We start from the raw sequence: 23,559 nt of genomic DNA, 5'->3' as shown, positions 1-23,559 counted from the left end.
TCGTTAGCTCTTCTTGACACCCTGCAGGCGGATCATGCCGTCGGGGGAGGGCACGAAGCCCGTCACATTCTTCTTGAGTGCCCAGATCCATGCCTGATGGCCAAGATAGATGATGGGCAGGTCGTCATTGAGAATTTGTGCCGCCGCGTCGTACTTCTGCTTGCGCACCGTATTGTCAGTAGACGCGCGCGCATCGTTGAGAAGCGTGTCCACTTCGGGGTTGCAGTATTTGGTATCATTGATACCGCCCTTGCATGTGACAAACTGATGTAGATTGCCATCAGGGTCGACGCGTCCAGACCAGTCGGAGCGGCCAAGCTGATAATTGCCCGCTGTCTGTTCGGACAGAAGCGTTGCGAATTCCGTCGTCCTCAATTTGACGTTGAACCCGGCTTCCGCGACCATCGACTGGATGATCTGCATCATCTGCATTTGCACAGGGTTGTTCGCGATCTGCAGATCGATATCGAGCGTTTCAAAGCCAGCCTCCTTCATCAAGGCCTTGGCTTTCTCGACATCCCGCGCGGGTACGGGAATATCCTTGTCGTACCAGGGGCTGTTTGGCGGAAAGGGCTGGTTGCCGGCAACCGAGGTGCCTTCATAGACAACCTGATTGACCGCTTCGCGATCAATGGCCAGAGAGAAAGCCTGGCGTAGCCGCTTGTCCTTGCCGAATGGATTGTCGGCGCGCGGGCCATTGGCGATGTTGGTATAGAGGGCTAGATATCCAACGCCAATTGCATCGGCATAGGTCAGGTTTGAATTCGCTTTCACGGCTGCGGCATCCGTAGCGGCAAGCCGTTCCAGCATGTCAAGATCACCCGACTGCAGGTTGGCAAGCCGAACGGTCGAGTCGGGGATCGGCAGGAAAGTTACCTTGTCGATGAATATATTGGCCGCGTTCCAGTAATGCGCGAATTTCTCCAGCACGATACGATCCTGCTGGACCCGTTCGACGAATTTGAACGGACCTGAGCAAACCGGCTTATTGCCGAAATTGGCTCCGAGTTCCTTGGCCGCTGTCGGCGAAACCATCATGCCGCTGCGATCCGTCAGCTGCGCGAGCAACGAGGCGTCCGGACTTTTCAGCGTGAATTTGACCTGATAGTCGCCGGTTGCCTCGACGCTCTTTACCGAAGAGAGTTCGCTCTTGCGGCGAGACTCAGGCAAGGTCTGTGACCGCTGGATGTTGGCAACGACAGCCGCTGCATTGAACGGCGTCTCGTCATGAAAGACCACATCCTTTCGCAGGTTCATGGTCAATTCAGAACCATCATCCGACCATTTCCAATCCGTTGCCAGTTGCGGCACGATCTCAAGCGTGGGGCTCACATCCACCAGCTTGTCGCACAATGCCGTATAGACAATGCGGCCAACGAAGGTTCGCGACTGTGCGGGGTCAAGCACATCGGCATCGTCCTGAAGGCCGATACGCAAGTCAGCGGCACTAGCGGGGGCAGCGATAAGAATGCCAGCGACCAGGGTTGCAAGAAGCCTTGCCTTTTTCATCGAAGTTCTCCTCTTTTGTCAGAGCGGTGAAATCCGCTTGTTTGTTCCGTGTTGATGGCCGGTTATGCTCCGATCCTTGTCGTAAAGTAGTAACGAAATGCGTTAGGGTGCTTCGCCGATTTGGTCCGTTTCGGCTCCATCCATTGAAGTCAACCGGATCAGCCACTCCTGCAGCATCAACAAATGCTGACGCATCGCTTCACCGGCTTTCAGCGGGTCGCGGGCTTCAATGGCATCAATGATGATTGAATGCTGGGTGTAAGACCTTGATCCGGAGTTGTTTCCGCTGCGCGCACGTTCACGGATGACTTGCCATGCTTCGTCAGAACGCACCCGGTTGATCACGTCAAAGATTGTCAGGAAAAACTGATTGCCAGCGCTCTGGGCAATTTGCCGATGTAATGCGCCATCCCATAGTTCATGCGAGTCAGGGTCCTGACTTTCGCTTGATTTCTGCGCCAGCTCGCGCATGCGAGCGATTTCAGAAGCCTTGGCGCGCATTGCTGCCAGTTGAGCCAATTGAGGTTCTATCCTTAACCGAACTTCCATGATCTCCATGAAATCAGTACCGGCAATAATTGTCCCGACATGCTCTCCCCAGCCATCGGGTTTACGCCCCGCAAATGTCCCATGACCCTGACGGCGCCATATCTGGCCTTCGGCTTCCAATACTTCAAGCGCGCGGCGGACCGAACGGCGGCTGACGCCCAAGGAGTCAGATAGCGCCCGCTCTGTGGGTAGCTTGCCGTCTTTTTCGAACGCCTCCGACATCAGAAGATGCCGCAGCCGATCAAGCGCGTAGTTGGAATTCTCCTGGGACTGATTGCTTGCCATGTGCGATTGGTTCGGACCAATTGTTGGATTGGTTCAGTCGACGGCATTTTTGATACGGCGTCAAGACGGTATTTTGAGCAATTATGTTACTGCACAAAATCTGTGCATAAGATTTATTGGCTGGTTCATTCGATTCAGAAGTGTTTTCAATGAAACATTTGTTAGCAGGCTGCCACTTTCAGGCCATGTTTTTTACATGGGCCTGACATGAGTAACTGGTACGAATCTCTCACCGAAGCGAAACTGAATCGGTGATGGGAAATGCACTCGACAGCAGATCAATGGAACCCGCATTGGGCCGTACACCCCGGCGAGCATCTCGCCGTTTGCATCAGTGCGCACGGGTTATCCCGCGAGAATTTTGCCCGGCTCGCGGAAATTCCTGTGGAGACCATTGAGGCGATCATCGGCGGACAGCATCCGATAACGCTCGATATTGCCGTGCGTATAGAGCACTCGCTGGGGATCATGCCGGATCTTTGGTTTATCCTGCAATCAAAGTGGCATCGGCTTCAGAAAAGTTTCTAGCTCTGTCTGGCCAGACGTTTGCGGCGCAGGCTGAAAAACAGAATGATTGAACCTTCAGCAACGAACAGAATTATCGATGCCCAGAATCCAACATGGATTGGATCATAGGGGGTTCCCCGCAGTGCATAGCCCAGGCACAGGAATGGCGTATTCCAAAGGAAAGTACCAACCGTCGTTGCCACAGTAAATGAGCGGGGATCAAGCCGAAGGACTCCAGCGGGCAGGGCAAGATAGATCCGGACTGTTGGGATAATCTGTCCCGTCAGCGTTACCCAGAAATGATTGCTGCGATAGGAGTTTGTCAGACGTTCGTAGAAGGCGGGCTTCAGGAAAACATACTTGCCGTAGCGCGCGACGATCCCTTCGGCCCTTGTTGGCCCAAGCAACCAGCCAAGGGAGAACCAGCCCAACGCACCGATTGCAGACCCGATTGTGGTAACGAGAATAGCCAGTCCCAGCCCGCCGCTATCGGGCACAGTCATGCCCAAAAGCATGAACAGCACGTAAGACGGGATAACCGGGATGAATTTCTCAAGGAGTGCCAGTGATCCAAAGCCGACGAGACCAAAGCTCAGAAGTGTGGCAATGGCTCCGGGCGCTTCGGCGGCTATGTTGGCTGCAGGCATTCAAGTTCACGATCTTTTATGCCGAGGTAGGGCAGTACATTAATCTTGCCTCCAACAAGGCCTTCGGGCCTCGTTGCGCCAGAACCTCTACGGCAAATATGCCATAACTTCCAGAGCAATGTGATCGCTGCCGTCAGAGGTTACTGGGTGTAACTGGCTAGATAGTGATGGCTTGCGGTGAAGTCTAGGGCTTGCCGATCTTTGGGCCTATATGCGCTGGAATAGGGCATTGATATGGGCGACCCTCGGTTTTTTCCCGCCATTCCGCCTTTGCTTGAGCCAGAAGATCGGGATTGAGAATGAGATCAAGACCCGTGGCGGCCAGAGATTTTGCGGCATGAACAAAAGCCTTGTGTGCAGCTGGGCTCTTGCCTTGAGCGACCACCTGCCACGTATGTGGCGCAGTACCGATAGCCCATGCCGGAGCCCAACACTGCGCCGTTGGCGTGATCCAGCTTACATCGCCAACATCGGTTGAACCGGCGCGGAAATGCGATTCGCCCTCGAAGTCGCGCAAGCCGAGATGCAACGGGCTTAATCCATCGACCTTGCCATTGAGGAACACGTCGTTTTTGATCTGGTAAAGCCTGACACTGCTTTTGACCGCTTCTAGTGTCAGTGTGTTCTGTATCTCCTGCGCGAAAGCAATGTCTGCATTGTCAAATGGTACAGGACCCAGGTCAACCATATTGGCGTGGATAGCGCTCTCAAGCGCGATGTTGGGCAGAAGATTTGTTGCTGCCCGGTCAAATACGATTTCAACCTCTGTATCCGTCATCATCGCTGCACCCTTGGCAATCCGGTCAACACGGGCGGCAAGGTCGAGTGCGATCGGCAATTCCGGCGCACGAACAAGGTAAAGTGCTTCGGTGCGCGACTGAACCACATTGGCCGCCTTGCCGCCGGCATCGGTGATGGCGTAATGGACGCGGCAATCCTGCGGCATGTGTTCACGCAGGAAATTGACGCCGACATTCATCAGTTCGAGTGCGTCAAGAGCGCTGCGTCCGAGATGCGCGCCATTTGATGCATGGGCGGCGATGCCCTTGAAACGGTAGTAAATCTCCAGCACCGCCAGATTGTTGGTGGACCGCACGCCGTTGAACGGGGCAGGGTGCCAGGTCAGCGCCGTATCCACATCATCAAATGCGCCTGCGCGGGCCATGAATGTCTTGCCAGATCCGCCCTCTTCGCCGGGGCAGCCATAATAGCGGATGGTGCCTGGCAGATTGTTTGCCTTCAGATGTTTTGCCAGAGCGACAGCGGCCAGCATTGATCCCGTGCCAAGCAGATTGTGCCCGCACCCATGGCCAGTGCCGCCTGTTTTTTCCTGCTGTTCGATGGCAATGCCCGCCTTCTGGCTCAGCCCCGCAAGTGCATCGAACTCTCCGAGGAAAGCAATGATCGGCTTGCCCTCGCCAGACTCGCCGATAAAGGCGGTTTCAATATCAGCGATTTCGCGCTCAATGCGAAAGCCGTGTTTTTCCAGCATGGAAATCTGTGTCTGTGCCGATTGGTGCTCGGAAAAGCTCAGCTCCGCATAATCCCATATAGCATCGCTCATGGCTGCAAATTCAGGCTGCAACTGGTCGACAGCTGCGGCTATGGCCGCAACAGTTTGCTTGGTCGTCATCATTTCTTCCTTCCGGTCCTTCAATGCCCGGACACGGATGCCCGGCAATAAACCTTCGAATTAATCGTCGAGCGATACTTCCCAAACGCGTGCGTTCGACTGCCATACGGGTGTACCGTGCAGTTTTTTCGATGCGCCCCACAGATCCATGAGATCATAGAGAAAGATGCCGGGAACCTCCTGCAGCATGAGTTCGTGAAACTGATCGAATATGGCCTGACGCTTAATCTGGTCCGCTTCCTTGTAAGCTGCATCCATGAGTTCGATCGCCTTGGGATTATCCCACATGAGCGAAGCGTTCTTGTCCTTGTTGCCCACATAGAAACTGTACATCAGCGCCGGATCGAGACGCGGAGTGACGGACTGGGAGATAATCTGATAATTGCCGCTGCGGCGCCGATCGACCTGTGTGGCATAATCGAGAACTTCGATCTGCACATTGAGGCCCACCTGAGCCATCATCGCCTGAGCAACAACAGCCACCGGATAGCTCGGAACATTGCCGCGCTTGTTGGCAATGATCTTGATTGGTTCGCCCTTGTAGCCGGAATCCGCAAGTTCCTTCTTCGCTGCTTCGAGATCTGTGGCAATCCGCTTTTTCTGAACATCGGAATAGTAGATTGAGTCCAGCGAAACCATGGAAGCATTCGCGGTCCCTGTGCCATTGGAAACAGCTCCGACCAGATCATCCAGATCAAGCGCTGCCGCCATGGCACGGCGCACGCCAACTTTGCTCAGGACCGGATCGCGAGTCTGGATATAAAGAAGGTTTTTGCCGTTGTTGCGCTTCATGATCAGCTGTATGGCGCTGTCCTTCAGTTCCGGGACGAGATCGGCAGGTACTTCAGCCGCATCAAGCGCACCTGCGAGCAATCCGGCCTTAACCGTTGAAGCATCGGGAACCGCTGTGAATTTTACCCCATCCACCAGTGGTCGCTTGGAGCCGACCATGCCATCGGGTTTGCCCTCATTTGGCGGTGAGACATAGGCATCGAATTTTGCCAGCCGCACATATTCGCCGCGCTTCCATTCACCCCATTTGAATGGTCCTGTGCCGATAGGCTCAACGAAACTGCCGTCAGCCGCTATCGATTTGGGGCTTATAATTCCGGTATAACCGCATTCGGGCCGTGCCATGAGCCCGAGAAATACAGCGGAGGGTGCTGCAATCTTCATGGCAACAGTATGGGGATCGACAGCTTCAATACCAGTGACTTTGACGGTTCTGCTGCCATCGAAATCCGCACGGCAAGTCCACTTTGTGTCCTCCGCCATATAGCGGTTCCAGTTCCATACGACATCTCCAGCCGTCAGTGGATCGCCGTTGTGGAATTTCACATTGTGGCGTAGCGGGAAAGTATAGGTCAGGCCATCCGCTGAGACATTCACGGATTGCGCGAGAAGCGGCTTCACGTCACCATTTTCCGTATAACCAACCAATCCTTCCACCAGATGGAAGATAACCGAGTCCGTATTGCCATCACGGTTAACGCCGGGGATGTTGCTGCGAATATCCGAACTTTGCGCGATATTGATGTCCCGTGCCTGAGCCAGACTAACAGCCGTTATCAGGATTGTTCCTGCGAGAAGTATTTTCTTCATGTTCCACCCTTTTTTCATTGGTTCAGGCGTCGAGCCGCCATTTGAGTTTGACGCCGCCATTGTCGTTGAGGTCCAGCGCGGGAATGGCCGAAAGCAGCTTGCGGGTATAGGCTTCCCTTGGAGTATCGAAGATCGCGTTCCGGTCGCCCTGCTCGATGATCTGCCCGTCCTGCATGACGATGACACGATCGGCGATCTGCTCGACCACACCAAGATCATGGCTGATGAACAAACAGGAAAAGCCATACCGTTTTTGCAGGTTGGAAAAGAGGTCGAGAACCTGCGCACGCACGGTGACATCAAGTGCTGAGACGGGCTCGTCCGCGATCAGGAATTTGGGACGGCGTGCAATCGCCCGCGCAATGGCAACACGTTGCCGCTGGCCACCGGAAAGCTGGTGCGGATAACGATCAGCAAATGCTTTATCGAGACCAACCTCTTCAAGTGTCTCGGTGGCGCGTTGTCTCTTCTCGGTCGTTGTCAGATCGGGGATGAGCCTGAGCGCTTCTTCGACCAGAGCCATGATCGTCATGCGCGGGTCGAGCGATGAATAGGGGTCCTGAAAGACCATCTGGCAATTCATGCGGTAATCAAACCAGTCACTTCGGCGGCTCTTGCCCTGAAACAGGATTTCACCGCTGGTCTCCTTGACCAGTCCCGCAATCGTGCGGCCGAGGGTGGTTTTTCCCGAACCCGAGCCACCGACCAAGGCCACCACCTCGCCGGGATGAATGTCTATGCTGATGCCATGCAGGGCGCGCTTTGCCACGCCTTTCTTGAACAAGCTTTTGCGCCCCGGATAATCAACGACGATATCGCGCGCGGAAACTATGGGCCCCGCAGTGGTGTCGATCGAGCGGATATCTCCACGGAACGGCAGGGAAGACAGAAGCTTGCGGGTATAGGGATGCTTTGGAGCCGACAGGATTTCCTCCGTCGTGCCCTGTTCGACAACGACACCGCGTTCCATCACGACAAAACGATTGGTGTATCGTGCGACCATCGGCAGATCATGGCTGATCAACAGCACTGCCGTGCCCTGTTCTTTCGTCAATTCCACCATGAGTTCCATGACGTCGCGCTGAACAACGGCATCCAGTGCCGTTGTGGGTTCATCGGCGATCAGCAGGGCCGGCTTCAGTAGCATGACCGAGGCAAGCATGATGCGCTGACGCATGCCACCGGAAAATTCATGCGGATAGGCGGTCAATGCGCCTGATGGGTCTTTCAGGCCAACACGGGTCAGCATGTGCAGAATATTGGTGCGGCGTTGCTCGGATGTTTGTTTGGTGTGGAGAATAAGTCCCTCTTCCAGCTGGCGACCAATGGTCATCGAGGGATTGAGGGAAGTCATCGGTTCCTGAAAGACAACACCGATTTCACCACCACGCAAGCGCCGCAGCGCGCGATCACCGGCCTTGAGGATATCCTGCCCCTTATAGAGGATTGAACCGCTGGTATGGCGGATACCGGGTGCAATCAATCCAATGATGGCGCGAGTTGCGAGGGTTTTTCCAGATCCGGATTCACCAACGATACCGACGATCTCACCGGATGAAACGTCGAAGCTGACATTTTTGACGACTGCGCCATTATTATGGATGACTTCAAGGGTAAGCCCGCGAACGCTGAGAAGGGTGTTCTGACTGCTCATTTCAAACCTCTCATGCGTGGATCAAGCTTGTCGCGCAGGGCATCGCCAAGCAGGTTGATGCCAAGAAGGGTGAATGCGATGCACAGTCCCGGGAAGAAGCCGAGCCATGCGGCCTGTTCAATGAACGGACGACCCGCTGCAAGCATATTGCCCCAGGTTGGCGCGGGGGGCGGAACACCAAGACCGAGGAAGCTGAGGGCGCTTTCGGAAAGGATCGCCCAGCCAAACATGGATGTGGCAAGGACGGTGATCGGTGCGAGACAATTGGGAAGGATGTGGCGAAGGATCGTGTAGATCTCGCTGTTGCCCATAACCTTTGAGGCTTCAATGAATTCCCGCTCACGCAGGGATAAAACCGCACCACGGACAATGCGTGCCATGGAGGGGGTGTAGGCGATACCCAGCGCAAAGATGATGCCATACTGGTTGGCACCGAAAACCGCGAGGAGACCGAGCGCCAGCAAAATGCCGGGAAATGCCAGAAGGGCATTGTTGAATGCCATGATAATCCCGTCTACCCAGCCACGCAGATAACCGCTGGTCAGACCGATTAAAGTACCGAACAACACGGCAAAGCAGACCGTTGCGAGGCCGATCCAGACGCTGGCCTGCGCACCAACTATCAACCGACTCAGAACATCGCGGCCGAATTCGTCTGTTCCCAAAAGATGCAATCCATTTGGGGCAGCAAGGCGCGCGGAAAAACTGAGCTTCATCGGATCAAATGGCGTCCAGACCATGCCGATGGCGGCAACCGCAAACAGAAGGGCAATAATAGTCCCGCCGATAACGCCGTTGAATGTAAGCTTTTTCATTCTGCCACCACCCGTGGATCAAAGAGCGGATAGAGAAGATCAATGACGAGATTGACCAGCACATAGGCGAGGGCGACGAGGAGAAGACAGCCCTGAATGACGGGGTAATCGCGCTGGAAAATACTGTCGACCAGCAAGCGGCCAAGGCCGGGTATCGAGAAGACAGTTTCGATCACAGCAATTCCGCCCAGCAGATTCCCGAGGATCAGGCCAATCATTGTCCATGTGGGACCAAAAGCGTTTTTGAAGGCATGACGCCAGAGGACAGCCTGTTCGGAAAGCCCTTTGGCGCGCGCATGGGTGATGTAGTCGAGGCGCAGGACTTCCAGGGTTGAGGCGCGTGCCATGCGGATGATGACGCCCATCTCGTGGATAAAAAGCGTGGCAACCGGAAGGGCCATGTAAATGAGCCCGGCTTTCCAGTCGGTTGTTACGGAGACGTAGCCCAGCACCGGTACCCAGCCAAGTTTCAGGCCAAAGAAGAGCAGCAGCAAAAGCCCAAGCCAGAATGTCGGAATGGACAAAAGAACCGTTGCCGTACCGACAAGGGCAAGATCCGTGAGGCTGTTCTGTTTCCATGCCGCAATAACACCCGCCGGAACGGCGATCACACTTGCGATGAAAACAGCAAGCACAACGATCTGGGCACTGATGAAGAATCGGGACAAGACGAGATGCAGGACAGGTTCCCCCGTAACAATGGATTTACCAAAATCGCCTTGGAACAGATGGCCGACCCAGATCATGAACTGCACGGGGATGCTCTGGTCGAGACCCAATGTCGAACGTAATGCTGCGATCTGTTGCGGGTCGGCGAGGTCCCCCAGCATAAGGGCGGCCGGATCGCCGGGTATGAAGCGTATAAGGGTGAATACTGCAACTGCCACAATGATAATCGTGGGCACAGCCATCAGCATTCGGCTGAGTATAAATTTGATCACGTTGTTCCCGTTCTGCTCTTTTGACCGATGGTATGTATCCAGCGGTTGTCTGGCCATTGAGTGCTGGACTATGAGCATATGTGGAAAGTATGCGCAATATTATGAGTAAATGTCATAGTGTTATGCATGAAGATGCGGATGTTCAGCGGGAGATCACGAGTGTTGTCGAATAAGGCCCGCTGGCTCAGATTTTGATGTCTTGCACCGCAAGAAGCATTTCCTTCATCCGATTGTTCAAGGCTTCAGCGGCAATGGAAAGCGGAACGCCTGCCGCCTTGGCCAGACCGAAGCTTTGCCGCAACGCCGGCTCAAAGGGGCGGATCACAACTCGTGGGTCCTTGCTGAGATTGGCGAAGAAACTGCTGATGATCGTAACACCAAGTCCATGGGCCGCGTAGGCAAATGCAGAGTTGTTGCTGTGTGTTTCGATCTTGACCGTTTGCGTGACGCTGGCTCGCCGGAAAATTTCATCAAGTTTCATGCGATTGGGCCGGTTACGACCTGTCAGGATCAATGGAATATTCCGCAGATCTTTAGGGGTAATCACCTCCAGATCGGCCAAGGGGTGGCCAACTGGAATGACACATACTTTGCGGCCACTGACGATCACTTCCAGTTCAACACCAGCACTTTGTTGCCCCTCATAGCGAAGGAAACCAAAATCCACGATGCGCTGTTCGATAAGCCGCGTGATAGCCATCGATGTATCAAAGAAAGTCTCAATGCGTACGCGTGGAAAATCCTTGTCGAAGGCTGCCAGAAGATCGGGGGTGAACTGATCTGCAAGGCTGTTGGGCACAGCTATGCGTACGGATTCCGGCCCGACCGCACCGCTGCGCAAATCCTGCGCAAGATTGGTGAACCGGTCTATTCCCGCAAGGACGAGTTCTGCATCATAGGCTAGTTTTTCAGCTTCCGGGGTTGGGATCAACCGGCCTTTGTCCCGCGCAAAAAGCTGCATCGACAGGTCGGATTCAAGCTGTTGCAACAACCGGCTGATGCCTGACTGACTGAGACCCATGGCGCGCGCCGTTGCTGTCGTAGAGCCTGTGACAAGCAATGTGCGAAGAACTTCAAGCTGCCGAAAATTCATTGGATTCCCATAGTTCCGGTTGTTATGGCCATCTTAGATGGTCGTTTCAACTGCAGCTTCTGGGATGAAAATTGTCAATCGATTAAGTAACTGCTCTTTTCTGATACACGAAGAGTCTGGATTGCAGCGAGGCTCAATATTGTCAGCTGGACAGGCACGTAACGAATACGACAACGGCAAATAGGGCCGCGAAGATTGCGGCTTGCGCTGCTTTTGCATTCGCCAAGCTCTGTGCAAGGGTGATGTTGAGGACGTCATCGAGTACGTTTCGCCCATCAGACAGACCTGCGACTTCGTCCCTCGTCAATATCTCGGTAGAGGCGTGCCAGTGCCAGGCAGCTTTCAAAGCACTGAGGCTGGCACCTATGGTGGCCAGGATCACAAACCAATCGCGGGCAGATAGTGCAAAAAGCATTGAGTATATTCTCCGAATAGCCGCTCAGCAGACGCGTTTTCCGGTTGATTGCTCCTGCCCGCACAGGAGAATTCAAACCGGATACATCACAGCTTTTATCAGAGATGGCTGAGTGGAGAATTATATGAGGCTGAAGCGAAACTGAAATCAGCGTGCGCGCATTTGATGGCCGTCAATTTCAGCCTTCTCAAGGGCAAATAAAAAATCCCGGCGCTGGAAACGCCGGGATTTTGATGGGTTATGATTATCTCAGATTGGTTTGAAATCGGGATCGATTTTCAAGGCTTCTTTGCGCCAGACATCGCCATACTCGACGTCCTGCCAATCTTTGAACCAGGGTCCGCCATTGGTAAAATGAACCGCATTTGGTGTTCCGGTCGCTGGCTTTTCATTCCAGCCCTCAAGCCAATTCCAAGCCGTTGGAATTTCTCCGATCTCATCATCGGCTGCCCATTGCATCCGGTGAAGATAGGCCCCGCTTTCCCGATTGATAAGCTCAGGCGTGAGCTTGCGAACGGAAGGATGCTCGCAATTGAAAAGCATGAATGATGACCAGTTTTTCCGGGGATAGCTGGTCTGGACCTTCCCGTCCATTTTCGTGCCTTCCTTGGGTGTGTAATCATGTTTTACGCAGTAAACGGCCTTCTGCGGATCACGATATTGCAGCAAATCGGCAACATCAGAAAAGAACAGGAAATCGCAGTCGCAAAACAGCGCCCAACCCTTGTAGTCAGCGAGCCACGGCGTGAAAAAACGCGAATAGGTGAACTCGGTCGAAGCAAGCGGATCGATGTCACGCGTGTAGGCATTTCTGCTCACCAGATTTTCAAGCACAATAGGTTCGACGCCAACCGGAATCGAGGCGTGTTTCAATATTGTGCTTTTCGCCACTTCATAGGCTATCGGTTCGCGTGAATCCCACCCTACGTAGATGTCGAGTTGTTCCGTCATGTTGCATTCCTTCCGAGAGACGTCACTTTATTAGTCGATGACAGATAACAATTTTCTATCGACCTTGTTCCTTACCCATTCCTGCTCATTCGCCCAGGCATGGCGTTTCCATCCCTGCCAGCTGAAGCCACAGACCGATATGTCCCAGCCCGCATAGTCAGGATGGTTGAGAATATAATAGATGCCGAAGAAACCGGTGCTCGGGAAAACCTCAGCCATTTTGGATTCCGGCAGTCCAAGTTCCCGGCAACCATCGAGATAGAACTGTTCCGGCAGAACAATGTTTGTCTTGCCTACCCCGCCCAATGATCTGATCGTTGCCATCGTCCAGTCGGAACGGCGGCCTTTGATGCGCGATAGGATATTCGGCTTCGGAAAATACCGGTCGATAATGAACGGATGATAGGCCAAGACAATCTGGCTGGCTGCGCGGACGATTGGGGATTCAATAAAGTGCGGATCGGTCAGTCGCCGCTGCATCGGCTTACCCGCATTGCACATGAAAAGTATATCCGTCTTTGTCCCGGACATACCAATGGAACTCTTGGGTTCGTTGAAGCGCACAACAAAGTCAGACCCGTCGATATCGGCGGACAAATCCTCTTTTATTGGTCCATTGCCGACAATGTACATTTTCTTGGTCATAAAGGGCAGCCTTGGTATCCACGAAACGGACCGAAACAGAATGTGTAGGGAAAACCGGTTGAACGGAAAATACAACTGTGTCGTTGCAAATCGTGGCGAAGAGATCAATCTAAAATTGTAATTTGGTCCAGTTCGGATGAAGTTGGATAATGAAATATCCGTTACCGCAGACAATATTCACAGCTTTGCGCCTGCCGTGGCAAAGGCGCAACGGTCAAAGGAATAACTCCTGACTGCCAAGGCTAAACTGTTAATTTTGTGTAAAGATTTTCCGCGATGCCTTCAAAATGTCCCATTATGAGGCGAGTTGTAGCTCGTCTGTCACTTGCGCATTCCGGCACGCCTCAACATGTGCTGCGTCAGTTGCGTCGATTAAAATCGCTCTGCGAAATCGTCCGTAATCTGGTGCTGAATTTGTTGGCTGGAGGATCGATAGCGGTGCACCGGTCACAATTTTGAAGGAGAGAATGATGAAGAAGACACTTGCTATGGCACTTGCGACCACAGCTTTGGCAATTGCTGGCGTAACGGCTGCCACTGCAGCTGATATGCAGACGCGCTACCAGGAAGAAGACGCACGCAACGGTGTGCGGATCGGATATCTGACGTGCGATATCGATGGCGGCGTTGGCTATGTTCTTGGCTCGGCCAAGGAAGTTGATTGTGTCTTCCGGTCGACTGTTGGCCGTGAGCGTTCGGATCACTACACCGGCGCGATCAAGAAGCTTGGTGTTGATCTCGGCTTCACAACACGCAGCCGTCTTGTCTGGGCAGTATTCGCACCGACAGCAGGGTACCATCAGGGTTCGCTGAGCGGCGTTTATCGTGGTGCGACAGCGGAAGCGACACTCGGCGCCGGCATCGGCACCAACGTTCTGTTTGGCGGCACTGCTGGTTCGGTTCACCTGCAGGCAATCAGTGTAACTGGCCAGATCGGCCTGAACATTGCTGCTACAGGTACATCGATGACACTTGCATCGGCAAACTAAGACAAGCTTTTTTACTTGTTTGAATGGGCACCACTGAATGCGTTTCGGTGGTGCCCATTTCTTTTTATACGAAAATGCTTTCTGGCATCTGTTCGCCCGCTTGCAACAGCGCCGTAGCGACAGAATTTCATGCATGATTTCCGGTTTATTTTGTAGGCCTATACCAAAGTATAGGGTTGCCGAAACCAACATCCGATATCCCGGTTGAAGGACGCGGCATAGGCTCGCGCTTGTGCAAGTCGATCGCTTTTACGCGAATTGTGATTTCGCAAGGAAACTATCATGTACGAAGACACTATCAGCAGGCTTGCTCAGGCAGGTCACTCCAAATCCGTCACACTGAAATACAATTCACTCGCATTCATCGTGGGCTCGGCCATGGCCGGTGCTTATATCGGGTTCGGTGACATCGTTATGTTCACGGTCGGCGCCCATGCCGACCCTGCCTGGGCTCATCTGGTGATGGGTGTCGTCTTTGCCGCAGCTTTGACAATCGTCATCTTCGCGGGCTCCGAACTTTTCACCGGAACGGCCATGTATATGCCGCTGGCGCTGCTGAGCAGGCAGGTAAGTTCCATGGACACGCTGAGAGTTTGGGCGGTCTGTTGGCTCGGCAATCTGCTTGGCGCTTTCATGCTTGCGTGGCTTTTCAAGCTTGGCGGTGGGGGCGTCCTGCTCGGCGATGGAAACACGGCATTTATCACAGCGGTTGCTGCCAAAATGAATGCGCCCGCATCAGAATTGTTTGCACGCGGGCTGATCTGTAACTGGCTTGTCTGCCTCGCCATCTGGATGACCTATCGCACGCAGAATGACGCGGCCAAAGCCATCCTTATTTTCTGGCCGATCATGATCTTTGTTGCTGCGGGCTTTGAACATTGCGTGGCCAATATGTTCGCTTTTTCATTGGCACTTTTAAGCACGCATCCCGTAAACATTAGCGTGGGTGGCGCTTTCTACAATCTTGCTTTCGTGACATTGGGAAATCTGTGCGGTGGCGCGGTGATGATCGCTCTGGGATATTGGGTGCAGGCCTCCGCGTCTCAGCAAAATGCACCATCTTCAGACGACATACAGCACTCAAAAGCTCTATTATCTGCTACAACGAAACCCAACATATCTGCCAATCGTTGATTAAGTTCCGAGGAGTTTGAAATGGCCAAAAAGAGACCCGAAGGTATTGAGCGCTATAATGCACCGGCGGGTGGCTGGGGGGCGTTGAAAGCGGTCGCGGAAAGTCTCGCCCAGCAGCAGATTGTCGCCCAAGGCACGGCAACCTTGCTCAAGGCCAACCAACCGGATGGGTTCGATTGTCCGGGCTGCGCATGGCCGGACCCGAAACATACCTCTTCTTTCGAATTCTGTGAAAATGGCGCAAAGGCAGTAACTTGGGAGTCGACGGCGAAACGTGTCGGGCCATCCTTCTTTGCATCGCACACTGTTACGGAGCTGTGGGATTGGTCGGATCACGACCTCGAAGATCAGGGCCGGCTGACTGATCCACTGATTTATGATGCAGCAACGGACACTTATGTTCCCATAGGATGGGACAGAGCTTTCGAGACTATCGGCGCTGCATTGAATGCATTGCCTGATCCGAATATGGCCGAATTCTATACATCAGGGCGGGCTTCGAACGAGGCTGCGTTCCTGTATCAGTTGTTTGTCAGAGCCTACGGAACCAACAATTTCCCCGATTGTTCGAACATGTGCCATGAAGCGACAAGTGTCGGCCTGCCGCATTCGATCGGTGTCGGCAAAGGGACGGTTACGCTGGAAGATTTTGACCATGCCGATGCCATTTTCAGCTTTGGACATAATCCTGGCACGAACCATCCGCGCATGATGACAACATTGCGAGAAGCAGCAAAGCGTGGAGCCCCCATCATCGTTTTCAACCCGTTGAAAGAACGCGCGCTCGAACGCTTTGCTTCGCCGCAAAGCCCCGTGGAAATGGCCACACTCGGCTCAACGGATATTGCATCAGCCTATCATCAGGTCCGCATTGGCGGCGATGTCGCGGTGCTCAAGGGCATGATGAAGCGGGTGTTCGAGCTTGACAGGCTGGATCTGGAACGCGGCGGTAACGGCGTGCTTGATCGCAGTTTCATTGCAGAGCATACGGACGGCATTGAGGCTTTGAGGGATGATATCGAGGCGACCAGCTGGGATGATATTGAACTCATGTCCGGCCTTACCCGTGCCGCTATCGAAAGCGCCGGGGATGTCTATGCCAAATCGGAAAATGTCATTCTCTGCTATGGCATGGGCATCACCCAACACAGGAACGGTACCGCAAACGTCCAGCAGATTGCCAACTTCCTGATGCTGCGTGGCAATATTGGCCGTGAGGGCGCGGGTATCTGTCCTTTGCGCGGCCATTCCAATGTTCAGGGCGACCGCACGGTTGGCATCACCGAAATTCCCAATGCCGCCCTGATTGACGGCATGGAACGGGCTTTCGGTTTCAGACCCTCCGCCGATAAGGGTCACAATGCCATCGAAGCCATTGAGGCAATTATTGATGGCCGGTCCAAGGCGCTGATTTGCCTCGGTGGAAATCTGGCTGTTGCCATGTCGGACCCGGATGCCACGTTCTCCGGAATGCGCAAGCTCGACTTTGCGGTGCATCTGACGACCAAGTTCAACCGTTCGCACTTGCTGACAGCCAAGACCTCCATCGTCTTGCCGGTTCTTGGCCGTACCGATGCCGATGTTCAGGAAACAGGCCGTCAATCGGTTACGGTGGAAGACTCCATGTCAATGGTGCATGCCTCGCGCGGTTTTCTTAACCCGCCAAGCGGTGATATTCGCTCCGAACCAGCCGTGATTGCGGGAATGGCTAAGGCAACTTTGGGTGATCGTTACGGTATCGAATGGGACGCCATGATCGCAGACTACAGCCGCATACGGGACAAAATCGAAGTTGTTTTCCCTGATTTCAAGGATTTCAACGCGCGTATCAGAGAGCCGGGTGGTTTTCGCCTGAGTGTCCCCGCATCGCATCGCGAGTGGAAAACGCCGAACCAGAAGGCATGTTTTCTGGTGGTCAATGGCCTGAATGAAGACCCGCGCATTCTGGAACCCAATGTGCTGACGCTCACAACAATCCGCAGCCATGACCAGTACAACACGACAATCTACGGCATGGATGACCGCTATCGCGGTGTGTTCGGGCGGCGTGACGTGATCTTTCTGAACGCCGACGATCTGGCCGACCGGGGATTATCGGATGGCGATACGATCGATATCGAAGCGGCCCGAAATCCTGGCGAACCCGATGATCGGCCACGCCGCGTCAAGCGTGTGACAGCTGTGATGTATAATATTCCGCGCGGTTCTGCTGCCGGTTATTATCCGGAGATGAACACGCTGGTTGCCTTGTCACATTATGACGAGCGCTCGGGAACACCATCGTTCAAATCGGTTCCGATACGCATCACGCGTGCCGCCTGAAACGGATCGTCAATGGTTTCAGCGGTGTTGTTGCGCCGCTGAAACATCGACCTTTGCAAGCCAGGTGGCGAAATAATCCGGCCACATGCCCGTTGGCGCGTCTTTTTCTCCCATTCCGAAGCCATGACCTCCGCTTGCCAGTTGATGAAGCTCAACTGGAATATCGGCCTGTTTGCAGGCGTCCGCCATAATGCGGGTGTTTGCGGGATCGGAAATCGGATCATCCTTCGCTTGAACCAGAAACATCGGTGGACATTGGCTGCGAACATGGGTTTGAACCGACCATTCCGCGCTTTCCGCAGGACTTGGATGTTTGCCGATCAGAATACGGCGGCTTGACGTATGATCATAGGGCGCCTCCAGCGTGATAATCGGATAGATCAGGCCTGAAAATATCGGCCGTGCTGAAAGACTGTCTGTCATATCGACAGCGTTATAGGACGAGAAGGCCGAACGCGTGGAAGCCAGTCCGAGGAGATGGCCACCGGCAGAAAATCCGAGCACGCCAATACGTTCCGGATCGATCCGGAAGCGACTGGCATTTTGACGGATCAGCCGCAACGCGCGTTGTGCGTCCTGCAACGGTGCAAGCGGCCCATCGCTCCAACCCTCTCCTGGCAACCGGTAGGTGAGCACAAAAGCCGTGAATCCCCGGTCTGTCAGCCATTTCGCTGCGGGAATGGCTTCCTTTTTCATTTCAATCTGCTTGTAACCGCCGCCTGCTGCTACAAGCACCGCAACGCCATTCGGCTTTGCGGGTTGAAAAATTTCGATCGAAGGGACCGCAATATTGCTGATAGCGCCTTTGGCATTTTCGCTGACGGGGCCGTTCGGACCGCCTCCGCCGGGTGGCGTTGCTGGCCATAATGGAAGGACCGTGTTGGCGGCGTTCGCAAGAAGTTTTGTGGGGAGGACGGTCATGATGCCGATTGCTGCCAATACCATTCGACGGGTCAACATCGCCTGCTTCCTTCGTGTTCAAGGGCTCCATTCTATCGGATGTTGAACAGGCTTTAAGCCGATTTTAAGATGCAAATTTCAATGCGGGCAGCGCTTAGTGGGTCAGGGCGCGCTCGATGCAATCAATCAGTGATTTGCTTTCGAAGGGTTTGCCCAGAAAGCCAATGGCACCGGCTGCCATAACACGGTTACGTATCCGTTCATCAGGAAAAGCCGTGATAAAGATTATCGGCGTTTTGACGCCGCTCTCCCACAGGATTTGCGACAACTCGACGCCACTGATCCCGTCCATTTGTACGTCGGTTATGAGGCAATCGATCTCGGTGTCTCCGACGGAAGCAAGGTAGGATTCAGCAGAAGTAAACTTGCAAACTTTGAAACCATAGGAGCGCACCAGATTCTCGGTAGCGTCCAGCATCGACGCGTCGTCGTCTATAATGGCTATGGATTTTGCTTCAGACACGACCCGTCCTTTTGATGGGATGCGCAATATAGCTCACGCCTGCTGAAGATGCGCTTTTCAGGCACTGAATCATATCATACAGAGGTTTAGGTCGCGGCTTTATTTGCCCAGAACGGGCCGAAGCGCCTCATAGATCTTGACCAGTTCAGCAAGCGTTCTGACACCCATTTTTTCCATCAGGTGGCCGCGATGGATCTTTACGGTAATCTCGCTCACGCCCAGCTTTCCGGCAACTTGCTTGTTCATCAACCCGGTGGTTACCAAGGCGATAACGTCCCGTTCGCGCGCTGTCAGGCTCTCATAACGTGACTTCAGGTTGGAAAGTTCGCCATCCGTCGCGCGGCGCTCCCGATCAAGCGCAAGAGCGTTCGAGACGGCATCCAGCATATCCTGATCCCGGAATGGCTTGATAAGAAAGTCCAGCGCTCCTGCTTTCATCGCGCGCACCGACATCGGAACATCACCATGACCGGTCATGAAAACAATTGGAATATTATTGCCAAGTTTCGCAAGCTGGCTCTGAAAATCCAGCCCGCTTACGCCGGGGAGGCGGATATCCAGCACAAGGCAACTTTCGGTCGCCACTACCGGCCCGCGTTCCAGAAATTCTGACGGTGAGCCAAATAGCTCGACCTGCATCCCGACTGATCTGAAAAGACTGCCCAATGCTTCGCGCAATGAGGCATCGTCATCAACAACAAACACCAATGGCGGCGTGTTCTGGATCATGACACAACTTCCTCTTGCAATGGAATGGTGAACTCGAAGATGGCACCTTTGCCAGGTTCAGAGCTTGCAATGATGCGCCCGCCATGCGCAACGACAATCGACCGGCAGATTGATAGTCCCATGCCCATGCCGTTGGACTTGGTCGTATAAAAGGCATCGAACAGGCTTGCAGCTGTCTCAGCGGCAAAACCCGTTCCGGTGTCACGAACTTTCGTTACAGCCACGCCACCGGCAATGGCGGTTTGGACCAGAAGTTTACGGGTCCTGATTGCCGGGTCAGACATTGCCTGAACGGCATTGAGGATCAGATTGATGATGACCTGCTGGAGTTGTATGGGATCGCCGGAAATCGATGGAAAATCAGCGGCGAGTTCCAGCTGCAGATCTATCCGCTGGTTGGTCAATTCCCGTTGAACCAGCACCACGGTTTCCCTGATGACCTCGTTGAGATTGACAGGGATCGTCTGCGAGGTCGCCTTGCTCGACAGCGCTCGCAAACGTTTGATAACTTCGCTTGCCCGGCCGGCGTCGGCGATCATGCGCTGCATCGAGGTTTCAACCTCGCCGAGATCAGGCTCGCTTCGTTTGAGCCAGCGCAAACCCGCTCCTCCATTGGTAACGATAGCCGCGAGCGGCTGGTTGACTTCATGGGCGATAGACACCGTAAGTTCCCCCAGCGTGGCAACACGGGTGACGTGTGCCAGTTCCGCATGGGCTTGATGCAATTCGTTTTCAGCCTCATGCCGTGCTGTTACGTCCACGATACTCACCAGCACCATGTCAAGCGATGGACGGTCATGCGGCATGGCAACATTGTAAAGGATAGAAATGCGGTTTCCATCGAGGTCGTTCATCATCGTTTCGGATTCGAAGGATGCGTTGGAGTCCCATATTGCCTCGAGCAATGCCCAGACTGAACCTTCCATTTCCTTGCCGATAAGTGCTGGCAAAGCGGTCTTGAAAGCATCAAGGTCCTTTGCCTTGAAAGTGGTCAGGGTGGTGTTGTTGACGTTGGTCAGCCTCATCATCCCGATAGCGGCGCGCGCAAAGTCGGGATTGACCTCTGCGGCTGTCCGCAAGTCAGTGAAACCATCGGCTTTGAGACGTTCAATCGCAGCCTTAACGGCGGTAAAATCCATTTCGAGGATAGCAACGCCCGTTGCAAGAAAGATGGTCCGGTATCTTTGTTCGCTCTCGCCAAGCACAGCGATAGCCGTTTTGACCCTGTATGCCAGCAAAGTGGTGATGCCGATGGCGGCAAGGCTCACGAAACACCGGGCGGTAGAATCCGACGTGGGATTTTCGCCGTGGGAAACGGCGAAGCTGAGCAGTGTCAGGCCTATGCAAATAGCACCGATAAACAGAAGTCCCTTTCTTGTGGCAAATGAGAGGGAAAGGAGCACAACCGTGACGTAGAGCACGGCGATGGCCATATCAAAGGTCGTCAGCGTATCCAGGGCAAATATCACAACCGCAATCAGTATTGCGGCGAGTGGCGAAAATCGCGACATGCCGTTCCCCGTACAAGAGATGTTGTGAAACTGGCAATAGCAGATCAATCCGGTCTCTTGCGAGAAATAATGCGAACGTTCGCTACGCCCTTGCCCTCAATCAAAGTGGAAAGGTCAACCGAACACAAAATGCGCCCGGTGCATTGCTGAAAGTAAGTTCTCCACCATGTGCTTTTGCTACCTCCACAGCAATTGCAAGTCCCAGACCGGAACCGGATGTATGGCCAAGCCCTGTTTCGAATGGTTCCAGCACCCGCTCTTGTTCTGATGTTGCAATGCCTGCTCCGTCATCGCAAACATTGACCCAGGCCCTGCTGGCATCGCGGTTGATTTCGACCGATAATCGGGTCAATGCACCGTGAATCAAGGCATTCTGGATGAGATTTGTCAGCGCCTCCCGGATACTGATCACATCGCCTTGAATATGGAGTTCTGCCGGGCTGGGCGTGAATGCAATCGTGACCTCGCGTTCGAGAGAAAGCGGCACCGACTGCGCCAAAGTGGTTTTGGCCAAGCCATTCAGCTCAATCGGGGTAAATGCAACCGTACCGGCACGATGGATGACCATGGCGTGGTCCAGAAGCTGGCTGGTGAGATTGCCAAGTTCGGTTACTTTGGCGCCAAGCCTGTCAATCTGGTTCTGCAGTTTGGGGTCGGCATCATTCGAGAGGATTTCAACCTGCGCGTTAAGCTCTGCCAGGGGCGTGCGCATCTGGTGGGCTGCATCGGCAATGAAACGTTGCATCAACGCAATGCGGTCTGCGAGACGGCGCATGAAGTCGTCAAGAACACTGACCAATGCGCGGATTTCATGGGGAGGCGTAACGCGGATCGCGCGCAGATCGTCAGGTTTGCGTGCTGCAATTTCCCTTTCGATACGCGTGAGTGGTTTCAATGCGATGCGAACGGAAATGGCTCCGGCAATCAAGGCAAGCAGGCTCATGATGGCAATCATTCCAACAGCTTTGCCAGTCAGATCCCATGCAAGTGACTGTCGTGCCCGCAATGTCTGTGCCAATACGATTTCCACCCAGCCGCTACCCGAGGGCGTATCGATCTGTTTGCCAATGGCAGCAATGCGAACCGGTTGCCCCTGATAAATATCATCGGCGAGAACCACACCCTTACGGATTTCCTCCGACGGAATTTTCGGTGCGAGATCACCATAACCGGCCACAACGACCCCGCGCGGATCGGTGACGCGATAGAAGACAAGATCATAGGCGGAAAGTGTGGCGAAAGCAGCTGCAGGAGGGTCGAGCGTTACAACGCCGCCCTGAACATAGACGTTTTCAGCAACCTGTATTGTGCCGCCGATCAAGAGCTTGTCATAGGCATCGCGCGCCGCGATCCCCGCATATTGCCAGGCGGCAAAGGCTAGGACGATCGCACCCACACCCAGAATGAGCGCGATGAATACAATGATCCGGACGTGGAGCGAATAACGGATATCACTTGATTGCAAGCTGGTAGCCCAATCCTCGTGTGGTGCGAATTTCGACTGTTGTATCGGCCAGTTTACGCCGCAGGCGCGTTACATATTGCTCAACCGCATTGGCGCTTGGCTCCTGATCAAAGTTGAAAAGCTGTTCCACCAACTCCTCCTTGGAGATGAAGCGCTTTGGCCGTGCCGCAAGAATCTCCAGCACGATCAGTTCGCGGCGGGTGAGATCTAGGGCCGTACCGGCAATGCTTGCCGTGCGTCCGGCCTGATCGATGACAAGATCACCAAATCGCAGCGCATTGTCAGACATCCCCGCGCTTCGGCGCAGAAGTGCTCGGGCCCGCGCTTCCAGCTCGCGAAAATCGAACGGCTTGGTCAGATAATCATCGGCTCCCAGATCAAGAACATCAACGCGGTCATCGACAGCAGAGCGCGCAGTCAACACCAGAACCGGCGTTTTGTCCTTGCGGCCACGCAGTCCTTTAAGAATCTCAAAGCCGTCTGCTCCGGGCAGCATCATGTCGAGGATAATGAGGTCGTAGTCCTGCACCAGCAGCACTTCGCTGGCGGTGCGCCCATCGTTTTCACAGTCAACCGCATGTCCGATTTTTTCAAAGCGCTGGGCAATTGCCTTGGCGATATCGGGCATGTCTTCCACGACAAGAATGCGCAAATCGTGTCCCCGAAACTTGAGTCAGGTATGTGTCAGCTACCGCAAGTACAGTTGGTGCGGGAGTTTTGTCAACGTTACTGCGTTGGGC

At 54.0% G+C, this 23,559-nt stretch carries 22 protein-coding genes; 4 read left to right on the top strand and 18 right to left on the bottom strand.

What is annotated here, in order from left to right; genetic code table 11:
- Positions 1-3 precede the first annotated feature (3 nt).
- Positions 4-1,509, bottom strand: a complete 1,506-nt coding sequence (locus FHW17_RS13935; RefSeq protein WP_182510127.1) for an ABC transporter substrate-binding protein — start codon at positions 1,507-1,509, stop codon at positions 4-6.
- A 102-nt stretch (positions 1,510-1,611) separates the two neighbouring features.
- Positions 1,612-2,343, bottom strand: coding sequence for a FadR/GntR family transcriptional regulator (locus tag FHW17_RS13930; RefSeq protein ID WP_112522452.1), 732 nt, complete (start codon positions 2,341-2,343; stop codon positions 1,612-1,614).
- A 261-nt stretch (positions 2,344-2,604) separates the two neighbouring features.
- On the opposite strand from FHW17_RS13930, the gene FHW17_RS13925 reads away from it, so the two are divergent.
- The gene (locus FHW17_RS13925; protein ID WP_112522453.1) at positions 2,605-2,871 is read left to right on the top strand and encodes a hypothetical protein; all 267 of its coding nucleotides are present in this window, start codon (positions 2,605-2,607) and stop codon (positions 2,869-2,871) included.
- Here FHW17_RS13925 and FHW17_RS13920 read toward each other — a convergent pair.
- From FHW17_RS13920 to FHW17_RS13875, 10 genes are all read right to left on the bottom strand, one after another.
- Positions 2,868-3,497 carry a DedA family protein gene (locus FHW17_RS13920; protein ID WP_112522454.1) on the bottom strand — a complete coding sequence of 210 codons (630 nt, stop codon included), beginning with the start codon at positions 3,495-3,497 and terminating at the stop codon, positions 2,868-2,870. The genes FHW17_RS13925 and FHW17_RS13920 overlap by 4 nt on opposite strands.
- A gap of 184 nt (positions 3,498-3,681) precedes the next feature.
- On the bottom strand, positions 3,682-5,130 hold the full coding sequence (locus tag FHW17_RS13915) for a M20 family metallopeptidase (RefSeq protein ID WP_182510199.1): 1,449 nt from the start codon (positions 5,128-5,130) through the stop codon (positions 3,682-3,684).
- Between the two features lie 60 nt (positions 5,131-5,190).
- Positions 5,191-6,732 (bottom strand): ABC transporter substrate-binding protein, encoded by a 1,542-nt coding sequence (locus FHW17_RS13910; protein ID WP_182510126.1) that lies wholly within the window; start codon positions 6,730-6,732, stop codon positions 5,191-5,193.
- Positions 6,733-6,754: 22 nt separating this feature from the next.
- On the bottom strand, positions 6,755-8,386 hold the full coding sequence (locus FHW17_RS13905; RefSeq protein ID WP_182510125.1) for an ABC transporter ATP-binding protein: 1,632 nt from the start codon (positions 8,384-8,386) through the stop codon (positions 6,755-6,757).
- Positions 8,383-9,201: an ABC transporter permease gene (locus FHW17_RS13900; RefSeq protein WP_182510124.1), complete on the bottom strand. Its 819-nt coding sequence runs from the start codon at positions 9,199-9,201 to the stop codon at positions 8,383-8,385. The genes FHW17_RS13905 and FHW17_RS13900 overlap by 4 nt, the downstream gene beginning before the upstream one ends.
- Positions 9,198-10,142, bottom strand: coding sequence for an ABC transporter permease (locus tag FHW17_RS13895; protein ID WP_091885327.1), 945 nt, complete (start codon positions 10,140-10,142; stop codon positions 9,198-9,200). Before FHW17_RS13895 ends, FHW17_RS13900 begins: the two co-directional genes overlap by 4 nt.
- A 184-nt stretch (positions 10,143-10,326) precedes the next feature.
- Complete coding sequence (locus FHW17_RS13890) at positions 10,327-11,235, bottom strand: LysR family transcriptional regulator (protein ID WP_182510123.1); 909 nt, start codon at positions 11,233-11,235, stop codon at positions 10,327-10,329.
- A 142-nt stretch (positions 11,236-11,377) separates the two neighbouring features.
- Positions 11,378-11,650, bottom strand: coding sequence for a hypothetical protein (locus tag FHW17_RS13885; RefSeq protein ID WP_112522460.1), 273 nt, complete (start codon positions 11,648-11,650; stop codon positions 11,378-11,380).
- Positions 11,651-11,899: 249 nt separating this feature from the next.
- The gene (locus tag FHW17_RS13880; RefSeq protein WP_112522461.1) at positions 11,900-12,601 is read right to left on the bottom strand and encodes a glycosyltransferase; all 702 of its coding nucleotides are present in this window, start codon (positions 12,599-12,601) and stop codon (positions 11,900-11,902) included.
- Positions 12,602-12,631: 30 nt separating this feature from the next.
- Positions 12,632-13,246 carry a hypothetical protein gene (locus FHW17_RS13875; RefSeq protein WP_112522462.1) on the bottom strand — a complete coding sequence of 205 codons (615 nt, stop codon included), beginning with the start codon at positions 13,244-13,246 and terminating at the stop codon, positions 12,632-12,634.
- 470 nt (positions 13,247-13,716) lie between these two features.
- Between FHW17_RS13875 and FHW17_RS13870 the strand changes: the two genes are divergently transcribed.
- The 3 genes from FHW17_RS13870 to FHW17_RS13860 all read left to right on the top strand — a co-directional run bounded on the left by FHW17_RS13870 (position 13,717) and on the right by FHW17_RS13860 (position 17,691).
- A complete protein-coding gene (locus FHW17_RS13870) occupies positions 13,717-14,235 on the top strand; it encodes a DUF992 domain-containing protein (RefSeq protein WP_091885313.1) in 519 nt (172 codons plus the stop codon).
- Between the two features lie 282 nt (positions 14,236-14,517).
- Entirely contained in the window at positions 14,518-15,369 is an 852-nt protein-coding gene (locus FHW17_RS13865) for a formate/nitrite transporter family protein (RefSeq protein WP_182510122.1), read from the top strand.
- Positions 15,370-15,390: 21 nt separating this feature from the next.
- Positions 15,391-17,691 carry an FdhF/YdeP family oxidoreductase gene (locus tag FHW17_RS13860; RefSeq protein ID WP_182510121.1) on the top strand — a complete coding sequence of 767 codons (2,301 nt, stop codon included), beginning with the start codon at positions 15,391-15,393 and terminating at the stop codon, positions 17,689-17,691.
- 18 nt (positions 17,692-17,709) lie between these two features.
- On the opposite strand, the gene FHW17_RS13855 is transcribed toward FHW17_RS13860, so the two are convergent.
- From FHW17_RS13855 to FHW17_RS13830, 6 genes are all read right to left on the bottom strand, one after another.
- The gene (locus FHW17_RS13855) at positions 17,710-18,612 is read right to left on the bottom strand and encodes an alpha/beta hydrolase (protein WP_246706844.1); all 903 of its coding nucleotides are present in this window, start codon (positions 18,610-18,612) and stop codon (positions 17,710-17,712) included.
- A gap of 133 nt (positions 18,613-18,745) precedes the next feature.
- Complete coding sequence (locus tag FHW17_RS13850) at positions 18,746-19,114, bottom strand: response regulator (protein ID WP_112522466.1); 369 nt, start codon at positions 19,112-19,114, stop codon at positions 18,746-18,748.
- A 99-nt stretch (positions 19,115-19,213) separates the two neighbouring features.
- On the bottom strand, positions 19,214-19,843 hold the full coding sequence (locus FHW17_RS13845; RefSeq protein ID WP_112522467.1) for a response regulator: 630 nt from the start codon (positions 19,841-19,843) through the stop codon (positions 19,214-19,216).
- Positions 19,840-21,354 carry an ATP-binding protein gene (locus FHW17_RS13840; protein ID WP_112522468.1) on the bottom strand — a complete coding sequence of 505 codons (1,515 nt, stop codon included), beginning with the start codon at positions 21,352-21,354 and terminating at the stop codon, positions 19,840-19,842. Before FHW17_RS13840 ends, FHW17_RS13845 begins: the two co-directional genes overlap by 4 nt.
- A 100-nt stretch (positions 21,355-21,454) precedes the next feature.
- Entirely contained in the window at positions 21,455-22,819 is a 1,365-nt protein-coding gene (locus FHW17_RS13835) for a sensor histidine kinase (protein WP_113094914.1), read from the bottom strand.
- Entirely contained in the window at positions 22,806-23,471 is a 666-nt protein-coding gene (locus FHW17_RS13830) for a response regulator transcription factor (RefSeq protein WP_112522470.1), read from the bottom strand. Before FHW17_RS13830 ends, FHW17_RS13835 begins: the two co-directional genes overlap by 14 nt.
- Between the last annotated feature and the right edge of the window lie 88 nt (positions 23,472-23,559).

It is taken from the genome of Phyllobacterium sp. P30BS-XVII (assembly GCF_014138335.1).
Lineage (GTDB): Bacteria > Pseudomonadota > Alphaproteobacteria > Rhizobiales > Rhizobiaceae > Phyllobacterium > Phyllobacterium meliloti.
The sequence above is the reverse complement of the archived record's forward strand: the minus strand, read 5'-3'. Positions and strand labels throughout refer to the sequence as shown.